Origin of the sequence: Bradyrhizobium sp. ISRA430 (genome assembly GCF_029909975.1) — a bacterium.
Lineage (GTDB): Bacteria > Pseudomonadota > Alphaproteobacteria > Rhizobiales > Xanthobacteraceae > Bradyrhizobium.
Map to the genome: position 1 here is coordinate 2,454,975 of NZ_CP094516.1, position 17,250 is coordinate 2,472,224.

Here is a 17,250-nt window from a genome sequence, read left to right on the forward strand (position 1 = left end):
TGACCGGGACGAATGCCCGTCAGGGCCGCTGCGCGGCCAGAACCAGATCGGCGGCACGATCGCCGGACCGGACCGATCCCTCGATCGTTGCAGGCAATCCCGTAGCAGTCCAATCGCCCGCGAGAAACAGGTTTTTCAGCGCGGTGACCGGCCCCGGACGCAGGGCATTCTGCGCCGGCGTTGCCGCAAATGTGGCGCGGCGTTCACGCACGATCTGCCAGGGCGGCAATTCGCCGGACACGCCGCCCGCCTTGCAGACGTCGTTCCAGATCGCCTGCGCAAGCTCCTCGCGCGGCATGTCGACCAGGCGGTCGCCATTGCTGATGGTCACCGAGAGGCGATTGGGGAAGGCGAATAGCCACTCCACGATCCCGCCGATCACCCCCAGGATGGGCGCTGCGCCTTTCGGCGGCTCAAAACGGAAATGCGCGTTCACGATGGCGCGGAATTCGGTCGGGGTCTTGAGGCCCGGCAGCAGGCTCGCGGCGGCGCGCGGCGGCACCGCCATCACGATGGCATCGCCGTCGGCGATCCGGATCACATCCTCGCCGCCGAAATTCAGCGCAATGACCTTGCCGTCCGTGCTCTCGAACGAACGCAGCTCATGGCCGAGCTGAACGGAATGGCCGCGCTCGGTCAGGAATTTCACGGCGGGCTCGATCAGCACCGCGCTGAGGCCGTCGCGCGCGATCAGCGGCCGGCACGCCTGGCCGCCGGCGAGCAGCGTCTCGCGCACGATCGCACCGGCAAGCCCGGCCGAGCCTTCCGGCGGGTCGACGTTGAGCGCTGCGAGCAGCAGCGGCTGCACCAAGCGCTGATAGAGCATGCCCTCGCAAGGGATGGACTTACCGACCAGCGCCTCCTCCGACGCCCAGATCAACGGCGCCAGCTTCAGATAGTCCGTGAGCCCGGTGTCGGGAACGCGCCGGCTTTCGTCGAGCACCCAGGTCGGCAGCCGCCCGTCACCAAGATCGAGCTGCCAGCGCTGTCCGGTCGCGAGATCGACGAAGGGAAACTGCGCGCGCTCCGGGCCGACGAGGCCCGCCTCCGAGCCGATCGAGCGCGCATAGGCCCGTGCATGGCCGTTGCCCGACAGCATCAGATGGTTGCCGTTGTCGATGGTGAGGTTGGTCGCGCCGTCGAAATAGGAGCGGCAACGGCCGCCGGCCTGGTGCGTCGCCTCGTGCACGGCGACCTTGAAGCCGGCATTGGCGAGCCGCGCAGCGGCGGAGAGGCCGGAAATTCCGGCGCCGATGATGTGAGCTGTGTTTTGCATCAGATGAAAGCGTAACGGAGCAGGATGCCGATCCGTGCGATCTTCGACACACGCACCGGCTGGCGCGGCGCGTTGAAGCCGCGCGCGATCAGGAGGTCCAGAATGGCATGATAGTATTTCGACATGATCCGCGGCGCGCGCACCGCGCGACGCCTGTTGCGGTTCATGATCTCGTCCGATTTCTCGAAATGCACTTTCGCGCGCTGCGCCAGCGGCAGGCAGACCTTCGGCAGGGCGCGCTCGGCGATCACGCGGTTCGGATCGTTGGAGGTGATTCCGGCATGCAGCAGGCCCTCGCGCGGCAGATAGAGCCGGCCAAGCCCCGCGTCCTCGTCGATGTCGCGCAGGATGTTGGTGAGCTGGAGCGCGCGGCCGAGATGATAGGCGAGTTGGATGCCGTCCTCTTCCGGCAGGCCGAACACCCGCACCGACAGCCGCCCCACCGCGCTCGCGACGCGATCGCAGTAGAGATCGAGCGTCGCGATGTCGGGCGCGCGGATATCCTGCGGCACGTCCATCTCCATGCCGTCGACGATGGCGAGGAAATCCTCCCGCTTCAGTCCGAACGTCTTCACCGACGCGACATAGTCCTTCAGTCGTGCCGGCGGATGCCCTTGATAGAGCGCATCGATGTCGTTGCGCCACTCCTGGAGCGCGGCGAGCCGCTCTTCGCGCGGCCCGTCGGAATCGGCGATATCATCGACCTGGCGGCAGAAGCTGTAGATCTGGAACATGGCCTCGCGCTGGTCATGCGGCAGGATACGCATCGCGGCATAGAAGGAGCTGCCGGATGCGGTCGAGCCATAACTGGCGCCGGGCGAGGTCGCCTCAAGCGTCATGCGCGGTCCCCGGTCTGGAAATGGCCTTGCGTCCGATTGCGCGGCGGCCGACTTCACCGATGATGCCGGCAAGGCTGAAGGTGAGAAGCTCGAACTTGCTCAGGTGCACGCGCTCGCGCAGGGGATCGCGCACCTTGAGCAGGCGCACGATGCGGTCGGCGTAGGCCTGGATCACGGCGATGTCGACGCCGAGACGGAAATCCCTGACTTCCGCGCTCAGCGACTTGCTCTCGTTGAGAAGCCGTTCATTGCGCGCGGCGAGCGCTTGGAGACATTGCAGCAGCGCCGGCGGCGACTGAGCGAGTCCAAGCTGCTCGACGGACGCGCCGCTTGCGGCCAGCGCATCGCGCGGCAGGTAGACGCGATTGAGCTCGCGAAAATCCTTGCCGCAATCCTGCAGGTGGTTGTTGATCTGAAGACCCGCGCAAAGCGCATCCGACGCGGCCCAGGTCGAGGTGCTCTCACCATGGACGTCGAGCATGAAGCGGCCGACCGGCATCGCCGAATAGCGGCAATAGTGGCTGACTTCGTCCCAGCTCTCGTAGCGCAGCTTGGTCACATCCATGCGGAACGCAACCAGCACGTCGAGCGCATGGCGCGGAGCCATGCCCCGCTCTGCGAGCGCACGCCGCAGATTGACGGCTTCGGCTTGAGTATCGCCCTTGCCGAGCAATTCGCCCTCAAGCAGGTCGAGATAGGCCAGCTTCTCGTCGGGAGGCAGCGTCGCGTGATCGGCGATGTCGTCGGCGGTGCGGACGAAGTTGTAGAACGCCAGGATCAGCGCGCGATGACGCGGATGAATGATCCAGGACGCGACGGGAAAGTTCTCGTCGCGGTCACCCTTGCCGGATCGCAATTCGCTCGCAGAGGTCATCGAGGGCTGGTTAACAATCGTTTGGACAGGAAGGCTTTTTCGCCCGCACGGGCTCACGGCGGCAATGCCGCCGCGGCCCCCATATAGGGGAATACGGCCGCAAAACCAATCCTGTCTCTCGATGGCTGCCCTGCGGATACGGCCCGAAAAGACGGTCCAAAAACCGCCTTTTGTGGGCCAGTGGACGAGCTTACTGGTTGTGGTTCTTCAAAACCTGGTCGCAGGCCTGCGAGATCTTCGCCCGGTTCTCCTTGAGGCAGGCCAGGATGGTGAAATCGCCCTGATCGATGACGGGACGGCAGAACTTCTGCACGTCGCGCGTGCAAGCCTTCTGCTCCTCGGCAGTGCCGCGCCCTTGCTGGGCGAACGCCGCGGTCGAAAAGGATGCCGACAGCAGGGTGAGAGCGACGAGAAATTTACGCATTGTATTCCTTCATTCTGACGGCAGAATCGCACCGATCCCGGACAGCACAGGGCGGACGACCGGAACGGATTGTTCTGATAGCGAGTTGCCGCAGACGCGCGGCATCCGAGAGAGCACAAGCGCTGGCAAATGCGGCCAAATTGGCGCCACGCCTGCCAAATCACGCCTTCCCCGCCTCTTCATTGGCAGATGTAAGGGATTGATACTACGTCATAATTCGCATACGGCGCGTTTTGGCACCGACCTGTTGCAGACGTGCATCTGTCGCTCCCGGGTTCCACGGCAGAAACACGCTGAAACACAGCGAATCGCGGAACGGAGAGCCGATGGAAGCAGTTCGCCAGCCCATATCTCAGGCGGTCAGGCATTGAACCTGACACAGGCTTGGAACACTAAACCTTCGATGTGGCGAGACGTCCTTTGTTAAGCGGACGGTCACTTCCAAAACGGGATATTCAGCATGAAATTTTCTGGGCGATCTGGACAGGCAATCAAGGCGGCCGGCATTGGCGCTGCGCTGCTCTTCTCGGTCTCGGCAAGCCATGCTCAGTCGTCCGGACCGTTCGCCGGCTTCGACGGCGCGTGGTCGGGGACCGGCACGGTGTCCCTGTCCGACGGCTCCACCGAGCGCATCCGCTGCAAGGCGGACTACAAGGTTGCCGGCAGCGGCCTCAACCTGAAGCAGAGCCTGCACTGCGCCAGCGACAGCTACAAGTTCGACCTCACCAGCGACGTGACGAGCCAGGGCGAGCGCATCTCCGGCAACTGGAGCGAGGCCAGCCGCAACATCTTCGGCAACCTTCAGGGCACCGCCGGCGGCGGCCAGATCGACGTGTTCGTCGAGGCCAACGGCTTTGCCGCCAATCTGTCGCTGCGCACCAACGGCACCAAGCAGACGGTGCAGATCAGCTCCAAAGGCGAGATCCGCGGCGTCAACATCACGATGGTGAAGAGCTAGAGGCCCTCCCGATCGGAAAGGATTTGGCCCCCGGCCCTCGCAAGCCGGGGGCTTTTTGCTGACATCGACCAGCTTCAATCCGTACGGGATAGTGCGTGAGCGTGACGCAACCTCCGTTGCCCTGCTCAGATCGCGCGCTTGTCCGCGCCTTGAAGCTTCTCGTGCAGGTTGATCAGCCACATCGCCGTCGGCCGCAGGATGAAGAGGTCGGCGACGAGGGCCATGACCATCGAGAAAGCACTGAGCCAGCCGAACAGTCGCAAGGACGGCAAGTCGGAGAACACGGTGACGACGAGGCCGCAGGCCAGCACCACTGTGGTCAGGATCAGCGCAGGACCGACCAGGACCGTGGCGCGCTCGACCGCGAGCGAGGATGAAACCCCGGGCTTGCTCTCGAGCCTCAGGCGGTTGAGGAAGTGGATGGTCGCACTGAGGCCGAGGCCGAACGAGACGGTCAGTGCCACGACGCTGGCGAATTGCAGGCCCTCGCCCATCGCCCACAGCACCGTACCCGACATCACCACAGGGAAGATGCCCGGCAGGATGCAGGCGAGCATCACCACCCAGGAGCGGAAGGCAAGGCCGATGAATAACGCGACGAGGGCGAATTCGACGGTGAGGCCGCGGTTCAGCTTCTCGATCATGTTGGCCGAGTTGCGCGCGGCGATGGCGGCAAGGCCGGTGACCGCGACCTCATAGCCGGGATGCTTCTTGCGGACGGCGTCGAGCTCGGAATCGAGCTTGTCGACGATCGGCAAAAGCTGGCTGGAATCCTTGTCGGGCACGCGGCCAGCGACCACGACCGCATCCTGCTCAGCATCGATGAAGCGTCGTACCAGATGCTCGGGGATGAGGCTCACATATTCCTTGAGCGTCGCAACATCAGCGCTGCCGGCCTTCTCCGCAAGCCAGCGGCGCAGGGTTTCGAGCGACCAGACGTTACCGACGCCCGCGGCCTTCTCCACGGTCGCGTGCACCTCGGCGATCGTCTGCAGCGTCTCCGGCGAATACAGTGATTCGCCCTTGGGGAACTGGATCAGCACGTTGACGGGGTTGGCGCCGGTCAGCTTGGCGTCGAGCCGGTCGCTGGCGGCAACCGCCTGACGCTTGTCCGGCACCTGGTCGGCGAGCCGGTAGCGCGGCTCGAGATTGGCGTAGATGATGCCGAGGCTGCCGACGAACAGCACCGCGATCAGGCTGAACAGGCCGGGCCGGCCCACCATGCGCACGGCGATCCAGTAGCAGAAATTACGCAGCGCCTGGACGCCGGCGTCGGCGCTCTGGAATTTGACGGCGAAGACCCTCTCGTTGCGGACGAACAGGACGCCGAAGACCGGCACGAGCGACAGCACCGCAACCAGCGCGATGATGGTCGCCGCGAGCCCGGCTTCCCCGAATTTGCGGATCAGGTCGGAGTCGGAGAACTGGAGCGCGATGAAGGAAATGCCGGCGGTGCCGTGCGTCAGCACGCAGGCCGGTCCCACCACCAGCACCGCGTTCTTGAATGCGGTGAACTTGTCCTGCCCCGCGATCAGCCGGTCACGCGCGGCGAAGGTAAGCTGCATCGAGTCGGAGAAGCTGATGACCATGATGAGCGGCGTCATCACGTTCAGGAACATGTTGAGATTGAAGTTGGCCCAGCCGAGCGCGCCGAGCGCCAGCAGGATCGCGATCATCGGCGGGAACGCCGCGGCCACCATGAACGAGATCTTGCGGAAGAAGATGATGGCAATGATGCAACCGGCGAGAATGCCGAGAACGTTATAGGTCAGCCCGTCGCGCTCGACCGCATTGCGGATCTCGAGCTGCATCACCGGCACCCCGGAGAGTTGGACGTTGAGGCCAGTCTCGCCGAGATCCTCCTTCATCAGCGCGCGGATGTCGCCGACGGTCTTGCTCAGCTTGCTGGAGGCGACCACATCCGGATCGAGCGAAAGCACGATCAGCGCGAGCGTGCCGTCCTCAGACAACAGCTTGCCACGAATGATCTCGTTGGCTTTGACGGTCTCGATGAACTTGTTATAGGCCTCGCCCTCGGGCAGCTCGCCGGGGAATAGCGCGGCCGGCAGTTTGCCCGGCGCTGGCGCCTGGCGCGCGGAAAACAGCGAGACCAGCCCGCGCGTGCCTTCGACGAGCTGCAGGTCGGTGACGAAGTCGCGGAGCTTCTCCAGATTGCTCCGCTCCAAGAGATTCTTCCCTTCGACGACGACGAGAACGTCGAACTCCTCGGCCGGGAACTTCTTCGTCACCTCTTCGTATTGACGGAATTCGCGGCTGTTGGAGCGGAAGAGCTGCGACAGCGAATCGTCGATCTTGATCCGCTGGATGCCGAACACGGCGCCGACGATCAGCGCGATCAGGACGAGGCAGGAGACGACCGGCGCCCGGACGGCGATCAGCCCGAGACGTTCCAGCCCGAAGGCGATGGAGGACGCGGGTCCCTGCTCGACCTTGTCGACATGAACCTCACTCTCGCTGTGCTTTTCGAGCATGCCTTGTCCAGTTCCTGAATCGGCTCGGATTATGAGCTTATTGCGTCCCGCGAACAGCCTGAAACGCCATACGGATGGGAGGCTTGCCCCTTGAAAATGCGCGGAAAATCGCCGCAGGGGTTTAGCAGGTCCCGCCATGGTCTCGCAAGCAGGCCACACCGATCAAGATGAGGACATTTTGGCCCCCGATTCCGTTCCTTCGATCAGGACTGTGCCAATTCGGCGCGGGGCGCGATCGCCACTCTCGTCCTTCAGCGCGACCCCGGTCACCCGCCGAGCCAGGCCCTCCCGCACGAGCCAGTCGATCTTGACCGCCGCCTCGTAATGGCTGAGCCCGCCGTGGTGGATGTTCGAGACGCAGTTGCGCTCGGCATCGGTGCGCCCCGGCTTTGGCGCGAAGGTCAGATAGGCACCGAGACTGTCGGGTACGGACAGGCCCGGCCGCTCGCCGATCAGCATCACGACCATACGCGCTCCCAGGATGGCCCCGATCTCGTCGCCGAGCGCCACGCGTGCGCCGGAGGCGACAACGACATGGCCGATCGCGACGGGGTCCCCGGCCGCGAGCCGCAGCAGCAGGCTCTTCATCAAGGCCGCGGCATGCGCATGCACGGCAGCCGGCGACAGGCCGTCGCCGATGACGATCGCAAGCCGGCCCGGCTCGGTGGCGTTTCGCGCCAATGCCTCGGCGGAAGAGGCATCGAGCTGCCGCCCCAAATCCGGCCGCCGCAGGTAGTCCCTGCGATCGACCGCCCGGCTGCTGGCGGCGACCGGTGAGAGGCCGACTTCGCCGAGCTCGGCGGCCAGCCGCGCCGCATCGAAAACGGCGTGCACGGCATCGCGGGCGCGGGCGTGGTCCAGCGTGAAATCGAGCAGCGGCTTTGTCGGCAGGCTCGCGCCGCTGCGCCCGAGCGCGACGCGCGCAGGCGTGAAGTACCGCAGATCGCGTGTCGCGCGGGCCGGGACGGCCGGATCGGGCATGTCGCTCACTCGGCGGGAACGGCCGCCTCGCGCAGCCGGATCGAGTAGTTCGAAGCGTTCTGCTTGCCGCTGGACGCCGCACGCGCAAACGTAATGAGATGATGCGCGACCAATGTGCTGCCGATCAGGCCTTCGAGATCGCCACGCCGGATACGCCCCAGCGCGAACTTCCAGAACACGCGCCTGTAGTTGCCGAGCACCCCGACCTTCCAGAAGATGTTTCTCAGCATGACGAGTGCACGCCGGATATTGGGCCAGGTCTTCATCTCGTCGGGCACCGGCACCTTGAGCCGGTTTGAATAGGTGTGGTCGCACTGATACTGGAAGCGCGCATAGACCTTCGCGGGCTCGTAGGCGACCTCCATGCAGTGCTTCCAGGAGGCGATGACCTCGTCATAAGGCAGCAGGAAGTCGACGTTGGAATCGCGCCCCTCGTCATGGATCAGGCGCCCTTCCCGCTCCAACCGGTCCCACAGCGGCGTCTTCGGCAGCGCCTGAAGCAGGTTGATGGTGAGTAGCGGAATCTGGGAGTCCTCGACGAAAGCCAGCAGCGCATCGGATGTATTCGGCTTGTCGGTGTCCAGCCCCATGATGATGCCGGAGACGACTTCCATTCCGTAGGAGTTGATGGTGCGCACGCCCTCCAGGATCGGGACCATCATGTTGTGGTCCTTGTGCATCGCGTGCAGCGCGTCCGGATCGGGTGTCTCGATGCCGCAGAAGATGGTGATGAAATAGGCCTCCCGCATCTTCTCCAGGATCTCGGGCCGCTTGGCGATGTTCAGCGTGGCCTCGCAGGCGAGCCGCATCACATAGCCAGTCTTCTTCTGCCATTCGATCAGATGCGGCAGCAGGTCCATCGTCGCCTTGCGGTTGCCGATGAAATTGTCGTCGACGAAATAGACCGTGTCGGTCATGCCGCATTCGCGCAAGCGGTCGAGCTCGGCGATGATCTGCTGCGGCGTCTTGATGCGCGGGTTGCGGCCATAGAGACCGGGAATGTCGCAGAACTCGCACTGATAGGGACAGCCGCTGGAATACTGGATGCTGCCGAGAAAGTATTTCCTTACGTCGGCGAGCTCGTAGGCCGGGATCGGAAATTCGGTCATCGGCACGCGGTCCTTGGTGGTCAGCACCACCTGCTCGTCGGGACGCGAAGTGTCGCGCGACAGGATTTCGATCAGCTCATCGGTCGCATCACCAAGCTCGCCGACATGGAGGTAGTCGAAGGACGGATAATAGTCGGGACACGCGCTGACCGAGGGGCCGCCGAGCGCGACCGGTAGATCGAATTCATGGGCGCGGCGACAGATGTCGTTCATCTGCTGGCGCTGGATGTGCATGCCGCTGACGAAGACGACTTCGGCCCACTCGAATTCCTCCTTGGTCGTGCGGCGGAGGTTCTCGTCGACGAATTTGACCTGCCATTCCTTGGGCAGATAGGCCGAGATCAGCAACAGCCCCTGGGGCGGCATGAATGCCTTCACCCCGTCAGTCAGCGGATAGGAATACTCGAACGTCCCGAACGATGAGGTGTAGCGCGGGAAGACGCAGAGGATGTGCCGGATCGTTCCGTTGCTGTTAGCGCGCATCGAACTTCCCCCAACAACGACGTTCTACAACCTGTGCAGAATGGACGGTCAGACACATAACGTAACGCTGCGACCGAAATTCCTCAATATTGTGGCACCAGTCTAATTCGTAAGACGTGCCAATGGTTTCTCCGGTTCATTGCCGCCGGGCGCATTTTCTGCGCGGGTGTGCTCAGGCGATCAGCCGCGACGCAAAATCGGGCAGCAGGACGGCATCGCCGGCGAGGCGGAAATCGGCCCCCGCAATGCCCGACTGCACCAGCCAGTCGTCGAATTCCGGCGCGCGGCGCAGGCCGAAGACATCACGGACATAGAGCGCGTCATGGAAGGAAGTCGACTGGTAGTTCAGCATGACGTCGTCGGCGCCGGGCACCCCCATGATGAAGGTGACGCCGGCGGCGGCGAGCAGCGTCAGGAGATTATCCATGTCGTCCTGGTCCGCCTCGGCATGGTTGGTGTAACAAATGTCAATGCCGAGCGGCAGGCCGAGCAGCTTGCCGCAGAAATGGTCCTCGAGCCCCGCCCGGATGATCTCCTTGCCGTCATAGAGGTATTCCGGGCCGATGAAGCCGACTACGCTGTTGACCAGGAGGGGCGCAAAGGCGCGGGCGACGGCATAGGCGCGCGCCTCGCAGGTCTGCTGGTCGACGCCGTGATGGGCGTTGGCCGACAACGCCGAGCCCTGTCCTGTCTCGAAATACATCACGTTCTGCCCGACGGTGCCGCGCCGCAGCGACAGTCCGGCCTGTTGCGCTTCCTTCAGCAAGGCGAGATCGATGCCGAAGCTGCGGTTGGCGGCCTCGGTGCCTGCGACCGACTGGAAGACGAGGTCGACCGGCACGCCCTGCCCGATCAGCGACAGCGTCGTGCTGACATGGGTCAGCACGCAGCCCTGGGTCGGGATCTTGAGCCGAACAATGATCTCGTCGAGCAGCCGCAACAATTGCGCGATGACCGCCGGATCGTCACTTGCCGGATTGATGCCGATGCAGGCATCGCCGGCGCCGAGCAGGATGCCGTCGAGGATCGAAGCGGTGATGCCCCTGGCATCGTCGAAGGGATGGTTGGGCTGGAGCCGCGTGCTCATCCGTCCCTTCAAGCCGATGGTGTTGCGGAAGGCGGTGGTCACCTCGCACTTCCGCGCCGCCAGGATCAGGTCCTGGTTGCGCATCAGTTTTGATACGGCGGCCGCCATTTCCGGGGTGATGCCGGGCGCCAGCTTGCGCAAGACCTCGGGCGTCGTGGCATCCGACAGCAGCCAGTCGCGGAAGGCGCCGACCGTCAGCGAGGCCACCGGCGCGAATGCCTTGGCGTCATGACCGTCGATGACGAGGCGGGTGACCTCATCGGCTTCGTAGGGAATGACGGCCTCCTGGAGGAATTGCGCGAGCGGGACGTCGGCGAGCGCCATCCGCGCCGCTATCGTCTGCTCGGCGCTATCGGCGGCGATCCCCGCCAGCCGGTCGCCGGAGCGCGGCGGCGTAGCCTTGGCCAGGAGGTCCCGCAGGCCGGGGAAGGTGTAGGTCGTAGCGTCGATGGTGTGGCGGTAGACCAAAGGCCCCTCCGGATTCGTCGGCCAATGACCGAGCTCAAATCGATCGTTTGAACGCGGTTCTCAGCAAACCGATAGATTCTATCAAAGCACTGAAACGGCTCAAGTTTCCGCAAGTGACCGCGTTAACAATGCATCCATCTTCATTCTGCATAATTTTGCATCAATTTTTGCACGACCGCGCTCACCGGCCATCGACGGCCATTTCGGGCCCCTGACACTATGACAACTGACCGATCTGGGAATGCCGCCGGCCTGGCAGGCCGTTTCACGCTTGCGAACAGGCTCTATGCGATCTTCGCGCTGTTTGCGCTGCTTACCGCCGCGATCGCGATGCTGTCCGACTACAACAGCCGCCGCAGCGCCGAACTGATCGCCGCGATCGAGACGGCGAACGCGGCGGCGTTCAACGTCGAGCGCGTCAACTCGCTGGTCTATGCCGTGGTGATGGAATCCCGCGGCGTCTACATGTCGACCGACCCGGCGGTGGTGAAGAAATACGGCGATGGCCTGCTCAAGTTCAATGCGCAGATCCTGGACGTGGTCAAGCGCTGGGAGACCATCGTCAAGGCCGACGACGCCGAGCAGTTCGCTACCTTCAAGAAGCGCATCGAGCAGTTCGTCGACTTCCGCAAGGAGCTGGTCCGCCGCGCCAACGAGATCAGCCCGGCCGCGGGCCGCGAATGGGGCGACAACGACGCCAACCGCTCCGTGCGCTCGGCGCTGAACAAGGATCTCGAAGCGCTGTCGAAGGTCTATGCCGAGCGCGCGAGGCAAATCTCGCAGGAGACCGAGACCAACCGCACGCTGTCGTTCGTCCTGACCTGCCTCGGCGGCCTCGCGCTGGCGCTGGTGGTCATCGGCATCATCATCATCGCCCGCTCCATCGCCCGTCCGCTTTCGGCGATCACTGCGACCATCAAGCAGGTCGCCGACGGCGCCGAGAACGTCACGGTGCCGCACACGGAGCGCGCCGACGAGATCGGCGCGCTGGCCCGCGCGATCCGGATATTCCAGGAGGCCATGGGCCGCAACCGCAACCTCGCCTCTCAGGTCTCGCAGGAATCCGCCTCGCGCGAGGAACGCGCCCGCCATATCGAGAAATCGGTCGAGGAGTTTCGCGACGCGATCGGCGCGGTCATGCGCGGCCTCACCGACAACGCCTCCGTCATGCGCGAGACCGCGCAGACCATCACGCGCGTCACCGCGGATGCGAGCAGCCGCGCCGGCACGGCGGCGAATGCCACCGAGCTCGCCTCGAACAACGTCACCGCTGTGGCGGGCGCGGCCGAGGAGCTGTCGGCGTCCGTCGAGGAGATCGGCCGCCAGGTGCGGCAATCGGCCGGCGCGGTCGAGCAGACCGGCCAGCGCACCGAGAAATCGATCGCCGAGATCGAGAGCCTCGCGGCGGCAACGCAGCGCATCGATGGCGTGCTGAACCTGATCCAGGCGATCGCCGAGCAGACCAACTTGCTTGCACTCAACGCCACGATCGAAGCGGCGCGCGCCGGTGACGCAGGCCGCGGCTTTGCCGTCGTCGCCCATGAGGTCAAGGCGCTCGCGGGGCAGACCGCCAAGGCGACCGCCGAGATCGGCGAGAACGTCTCGATGATCCAGGCCTCGACCCGCAACGCGGTGGAGGCCGTGCGCGAGATCGGCGGCGCAGTGCGCGAGATCAACGAGGTCACCTCGGCGATCGCCGGCGCCATCGGCCAGCAGGACTCCGCCACGCGTGAGATTTCCTCCAACGCACAATCGGCCGCGCAGGGCAACGAGACGCTGGTCGCCAACATCGCCTCGCTGCGCGACGCCATCGGCGAGACCGACACGGCGGCGGCCTCCGTGCTGACGCAAGCGAGCAGCCTGACCGCCACCGCGGAGACGCTGTCACGGGAGGTGGAGAAGTTCTTCCGGAACCTGCGCTCGGGGCCGGCGGATAGCCGCCTCGCGAAGGCGGGATGACAGCGCGGCCACCGCTGCGAAGTCGGCGGTGGGGTCGCTTCGACAAAAATCTCGAAAACAACCCCATGCAAAGTAGCCGGTGACAGCTTTATCAATGGCTTGACTGCCGGCGCGACCTTGCGGATTTTACGAAGTCATTTGACACGTCGGGCAAAACACCAGCACAATCCCATCATGGCGGCGGCCCACCTCCCCGAATCAAACCATCCCGCCCTCAGCCCCTGGACCTGGGCGTGTGCTCATAGATCATCAGCCAGCGAGGGCATGCCTTGTCCGCTTTACTGGCCAGATCGCCGCCCTAGCAAGTCGGCGAAGGGCCCAACAACAGACCTCAGCCAAGAGAGCTTGCCACTGGGTTTGTTGTCCGCAGATGGAGGCTTTGCTGCCTACGTGGTAGAGTTGCCTATGGTTCGCAAAAAGCAGCAAGCCCCGTTGGTATTTAAGAACGCATCCAAGCTTGGGGACTGGCTTGAGAAGCACCATGGCACTGCGACCGAACTCTGGGTGCGGATCTTCAAATCAGACACGGGCGTGCCGTCGGTGACGTGGAACGATTGCGTTATTGAGTCCATCCGCGTCGGTTGGATCGATGGCCAGATGAAACCTTTCGACGACACGTCGTACTTGCAACGACTTACCCCGAGGAAGGTGAATTCCAATTGGTCGGCCAAGAACTGCCGTCATGCAACAACCCTGATCGCGGAAGGGCGGATGCTTCCCGCTGGATTGGCTCAGGTCGAAGCGGCCAGGTCGGATGGACGATGGAACACCGCATACGCGGGCTCAGCGGACATGACTATCCCGCAAGACTTTCTCGACGCCTTGGAGCACATGCCCGCGGCGAAAGCGTTCTTCGCGACGCTCGATCGCAGAAATCTCTATTCAATCTACTATCGCCTTCATACAGCGAAGAAGCCCGAGACGCGCGCCAGGCGGATCGCGCAAATTGTTGCGAAACTGGATCGTGGCGAGAAGTTTCACTGACCCATGCGGCCTCTCGGAGTCAGTAAGCCATAGCGGGCAGATGATCGGCTGCACTGTGCCGCTTGTGAAGCAAAACCGGCCGACGCTCCACCATTTCGATGCGGCATCACCCTAGCGGCCCTACCCCGCCATCACCCCGCCGCGTTTAATCAGCTCCTTGCCGATCGCGGCGAGGTGCACTTGGTCGGGGCCGTCGCCGATGCGGATGAAGCGGGCGTAGACGTAAGCGCGGGCAGGAACGAGTCCTGCGAGACGCCGGCGGCGCCGTGGATCTGGATGGCGCGGTCGATCACGCGCGCGGCCATGCTCGGCACCGCGATCTTGGCCGCGGCGATCAGGTCGCGCGTGGCCTTGTTGCCGTCGCGGTCCGGAGGCCTGCAGCGTGAGCAGCCGCGCGTGTGCGATCTCGCAGAAGGAGTGCGTGATGTCCTCGCGCACCGAGCCCTGCTCGGCAGGCGGCTTGCCTAAGGCGACGCGCAAGACCGCGCGCGGGCACATCAGACGCCGCAAAGACCTTTGACACGTCGGGCAAAACAGCCGCATGACGTCATCATGGCTGTTGAAGCGCAGCCGCAGTGGTGCTGAGACAGTCGCTGCCGGGACGGTACCTTTCGAGCCCGGCGTAGCTTTACGCGAGCTCGAGCTTCAAATGGACCGTTTGCGGGTCGCGGCCCGAGACGGGCTTGAAGCCGAACTTGCTGAATACTCTAAGCATTGCTGAATTCTCGGGCAGCACTTCTGCTGTCAATTCCCTTAGTCCTGCATCCCCGGCGAGCCCGATGAGATGGCGCATCAGAATCGAACCAATGCCTCGCGCCTGCCAATTGTCTACGACGACGAATGCCATCTCGGCGCGCCCTGGCTCGAAGACAATATACCGACCGCCTCCGACGATAGCCTTTTGGCCGGCTTGCTCCGCGAGCGCAACCAGCGCGACATGAGACCTGAAATCGATGTCCATGAAGAAGGCGCGCTCCTTGTCGGAGAAATGGCGCTTCATCGCGAAGAAGCGGCGCTGCAGCGACTGGATGCTGGTCTGCTCCAATGCTGCCAGCATAGCGGCTTCGTCCTCCGACCGGAGCGCCCGGATTTGGACCGGGCTGCCGTCGCGCAAGTGCTCGTCCACGCTGTAATTGGCGGCGACTGACACTGAGGCTCTCCAGTCCGGTAGAGTTCAATTTCAATCGATGTCGCTCGATAAAGCCCATAAACCGGATTATGGCCGCTTCATCTGCTGGATAGCGATCCGGGAGGCTTCGTCGCCGCCAAGGGGCACGTGACGCGCGAACCTACCGCCGCACCCCAACGCGATTGACACCGCCATTCAGGTTGCCCGGGCCAGCCGTGCCAGCGCGGACCGCTGCTCGCGCCACCGGCCGAGGCCTGAGCACGACGCCTGCCCTGGCAACGCAACCCTGCGGATAGTCAACGTACTGGCAGTACACGACTGCCTTGGCTGGCGCTGGATTGAGAGTGAGGCCTGCAAGCCCCATCAGGACGCCAGCAGCAATCTCGGCAATCGCTGACTTGATCGGAAGACACTTCCTCGGATGCATCGCCATCCTCCCTCCTCGCGCTTGCCGAACTGAAAGGCGATGGGAGCCGCCCCAGGTCCGGCTGAACGCACCATGAGCGCCAAAGGATCGCTGACGTTGACCTAGATCAACGGAACGTCTGCATAGCGTCAAGCCATGAGACCGAACGTCCGCTTAGCATCAAAAGGCGGAGTCCAGTTGGCCCGCCTTAGATTCGCTTCACGCCCATAAACAGACATCTGTGAGTGCACGCCCTTGCGGAGGGTAACGGCCCTACCCCGCCATCACGCCGCCGCGCTTGATCAGCTCGTTGCCGACCGCGGCAAGATGCACCTGGTCGGGCCCGCCGCCGATGCGGATGAAGCGGGCATAGACGTAGCCGCGCGCCAGGAACGTGTCCTGCGAGACGTCGGCGGCACAGTGGATCTGGATGGTGCGGTCGATCACGCGCGCGGCCATGCCCGACGCCATGCCGTCGGCGAGCTCACGACGTTTGACGTCGGGCAAAACACCATTTCTCGCGATCGGCTGGTTTGACCGGCATGGTCAAACGCAGCGCGAGATCAGGGGCACCGCTGATACGTCTTGAGACTGCCGAAATCGGGGCCGGCCGAAATCTGGTTGGTGTCGTCAGGACGGATGACCAGGTTGGTTTCCGACCATTTCTGCTGCCCGTTTTTAATCGGGCAGCGCAAACGGGCGGAATAGACTGCCCCGTGCGGGCTGGGGGTTTCGCTCACCGACATCACGGCACAGTTCCCCGCGGGACCGGCGTAAGTCTTGGCTGCGAGCGCGACGGCTGATTTGTCCGCGATTTTGCAGGCATCCGCGCTCGTCGCCCACGATCCCTGCAGCGCCTGCGGGATCGACGCGTGCCGTTTTACACCGGCGATCGCAGCCTGCGACGAGATCGCGATCATAACGATGATAACGACGAGAGGAATAGCTGTACGCATGATACACCCCGCTTCGGTCGGGTCATGGGCGGGGCCGAGCGCGCAACTGCCCCATGCGCAGCGCCGAGACCGTGGTCAGTTCGCAGTCGTGGCGCTGCTCGCCTTGCCATCTGGAATTCGCGTCCAATACTGATGGTATTCGTCACCGATAGCGTAGATGGTTTGATCCGACTTGAGGTCCAACACCAGATCCTCGCTCAGCTCTCTGGTTCGGAACTTCCAGCCAGGCGGCAGTTTCAGCTTCTCGCCAAGCTTCGCAAGCGCCTCGATCGGAAACTTTTCCTCGTGCGCCTGCAGGACGTAGACGTTGCCGTCGGGATCGATGAGTTCGTAAACGGGCTTGCCCTTCGCATAAACCATCCTCTGCGTCTTCTTCGGGGTGAAGACCTTGTAGGGTTTGGAGCCCGTCGCGGCCTCCACGGCCGTGAGCAGCGGCAGCCGGGCAACCCACCGCGCGTCAATACCACCAAATGATGCCTTGGTCCCAAACGATACCGTTTGCGAGTCCATCATCCAAAAATGCGGCCCGTTCTTCTCGATCTTGAGCGCGCGGAATTGCCGCCGGATTTTCCGCACGTCGAGGGTATCCCATAGTTGGGCCGGGCAATCGCTGACGCCCGTCGTGTTGTAAACCTCGATGCCTCTCGCCTTCACGACGAGGTTCTCAAACGAAAAGGAGTCTTGAGCAAAACCTGAAATGGTCGTCGTAAAAAAAGCTGCGGTGATCAACACCGCCGACAATCGAACGCCCATGTCAATCTCCGTAGCGTCTACGAAGTAGGCGGCGCGATGCTTAGCCAAAGCATCAATCGCGTATTGATTTAG

General features: G+C 63.6%; 15 protein-coding genes and 2 pseudogenes. 3 read left to right on the forward strand and 14 right to left on the reverse strand.

The features are described 5' to 3' along the window. Positions 1-19 precede the first annotated feature (19 nt). The 4 genes from hpnE to MTX21_RS12070 form a co-directional block, all read right to left on the reverse strand. Complete coding sequence (gene hpnE, locus MTX21_RS12055; RefSeq protein WP_280965025.1) at positions 20-1,276, reverse strand: hydroxysqualene dehydroxylase HpnE; 1,257 nt, start codon at positions 1,274-1,276, stop codon at positions 20-22. After that, positions 1,276-2,115, reverse strand: a complete 840-nt coding sequence (gene hpnD / locus MTX21_RS12060; RefSeq protein WP_280965026.1) for a presqualene diphosphate synthase HpnD — start codon at positions 2,113-2,115, stop codon at positions 1,276-1,278. Before hpnD ends, hpnE begins: the two co-directional genes overlap by 1 nt. After that, positions 2,105-2,989: a squalene synthase HpnC gene (gene hpnC / locus MTX21_RS12065; protein WP_280965027.1), complete on the reverse strand. Its 885-nt coding sequence runs from the start codon at positions 2,987-2,989 to the stop codon at positions 2,105-2,107. Before hpnC ends, hpnD begins: the two co-directional genes overlap by 11 nt. Positions 2,990-3,179: 190 nt before the next feature. Further along, the gene (locus tag MTX21_RS12070; protein ID WP_280965028.1) at positions 3,180-3,413 is read right to left on the reverse strand and encodes a hypothetical protein; all 234 of its coding nucleotides are present in this window, start codon (positions 3,411-3,413) and stop codon (positions 3,180-3,182) included. A 460-nt stretch (positions 3,414-3,873) separates the two neighbouring features. On the opposite strand from MTX21_RS12070, the gene MTX21_RS12075 reads away from it, so the two are divergent. Further along, entirely contained in the window at positions 3,874-4,371 is a 498-nt protein-coding gene (locus MTX21_RS12075; RefSeq protein ID WP_280965029.1) for a hypothetical protein, read from the forward strand. A 125-nt stretch (positions 4,372-4,496) separates the two neighbouring features. Here the strand turns inward: MTX21_RS12075 and MTX21_RS12080 are convergent, their stop codons facing one another. The 4 genes from MTX21_RS12080 to MTX21_RS12095 all read right to left on the reverse strand — a co-directional run bounded on the left by MTX21_RS12080 (position 4,497) and on the right by MTX21_RS12095 (position 10,991). Beyond that, complete coding sequence (locus tag MTX21_RS12080) at positions 4,497-6,863, reverse strand: MMPL family transporter (protein ID WP_280965030.1); 2,367 nt, start codon at positions 6,861-6,863, stop codon at positions 4,497-4,499. 162 nt (positions 6,864-7,025) lie between these two features. Then, the gene (eutC, locus tag MTX21_RS12085) at positions 7,026-7,844 is read right to left on the reverse strand and encodes an ethanolamine ammonia-lyase subunit EutC (protein WP_280965031.1); all 819 of its coding nucleotides are present in this window, start codon (positions 7,842-7,844) and stop codon (positions 7,026-7,028) included. Between the two features lie 5 nt (positions 7,845-7,849). Then, a complete protein-coding gene (locus MTX21_RS12090) occupies positions 7,850-9,436 on the reverse strand; it encodes a B12-binding domain-containing radical SAM protein (RefSeq protein WP_280965032.1) in 1,587 nt (528 codons plus the stop codon). A 172-nt stretch (positions 9,437-9,608) separates the two neighbouring features. Further along, complete coding sequence (locus MTX21_RS12095; protein ID WP_280965033.1) at positions 9,609-10,991, reverse strand: ethanolamine ammonia-lyase subunit EutB; 1,383 nt, start codon at positions 10,989-10,991, stop codon at positions 9,609-9,611. A 219-nt stretch (positions 10,992-11,210) separates the two neighbouring features. On the opposite strand from MTX21_RS12095, the gene MTX21_RS12100 reads away from it, so the two are divergent. Together MTX21_RS12100 and MTX21_RS12105 are read left to right on the forward strand one after the other, a co-directional pair. Beyond that, positions 11,211-12,950, forward strand: coding sequence for a methyl-accepting chemotaxis protein (locus MTX21_RS12100; protein WP_280965034.1), 1,740 nt, complete (start codon positions 11,211-11,213; stop codon positions 12,948-12,950). A gap of 405 nt (positions 12,951-13,355) precedes the next feature. Further along, on the forward strand, positions 13,356-13,934 hold the full coding sequence (locus tag MTX21_RS12105; protein ID WP_280965035.1) for a YdeI/OmpD-associated family protein: 579 nt from the start codon (positions 13,356-13,358) through the stop codon (positions 13,932-13,934). Between the two features lie 120 nt (positions 13,935-14,054). Here MTX21_RS12105 and MTX21_RS12110 read toward each other — a convergent pair. From MTX21_RS12110 to MTX21_RS12135, 6 genes and pseudogenes are all read right to left on the reverse strand, one after another. Further along, a pseudogene (locus tag MTX21_RS12110) lies at positions 14,055-14,435 on the reverse strand (acyl-CoA dehydrogenase family protein); the annotation flags it as partial. Between the two features lie 127 nt (positions 14,436-14,562). Next, a complete protein-coding gene (locus MTX21_RS12115) occupies positions 14,563-15,084 on the reverse strand; it encodes a GNAT family N-acetyltransferase (RefSeq protein WP_280965037.1) in 522 nt (173 codons plus the stop codon). A gap of 139 nt (positions 15,085-15,223) precedes the next feature. After that, a complete protein-coding gene (locus tag MTX21_RS12120; RefSeq protein WP_280971033.1) occupies positions 15,224-15,490 on the reverse strand; it encodes a hypothetical protein in 267 nt (88 codons plus the stop codon). A 252-nt stretch (positions 15,491-15,742) separates the two neighbouring features. Next, positions 15,743-15,928 (reverse strand): annotated as a pseudogene (locus MTX21_RS12125) (acyl-CoA dehydrogenase family protein); the annotation flags it as partial. 104 nt (positions 15,929-16,032) lie between these two features. Continuing rightward, positions 16,033-16,425 carry a hypothetical protein gene (locus MTX21_RS12130; protein WP_280965039.1) on the reverse strand — a complete coding sequence of 131 codons (393 nt, stop codon included), beginning with the start codon at positions 16,423-16,425 and terminating at the stop codon, positions 16,033-16,035. A 75-nt stretch (positions 16,426-16,500) separates the two neighbouring features. Further along, positions 16,501-17,178 (reverse strand): hypothetical protein, encoded by a 678-nt coding sequence (locus MTX21_RS12135; protein WP_280965040.1) that lies wholly within the window; start codon positions 17,176-17,178, stop codon positions 16,501-16,503. Between the last annotated feature and the right edge of the window lie 72 nt (positions 17,179-17,250).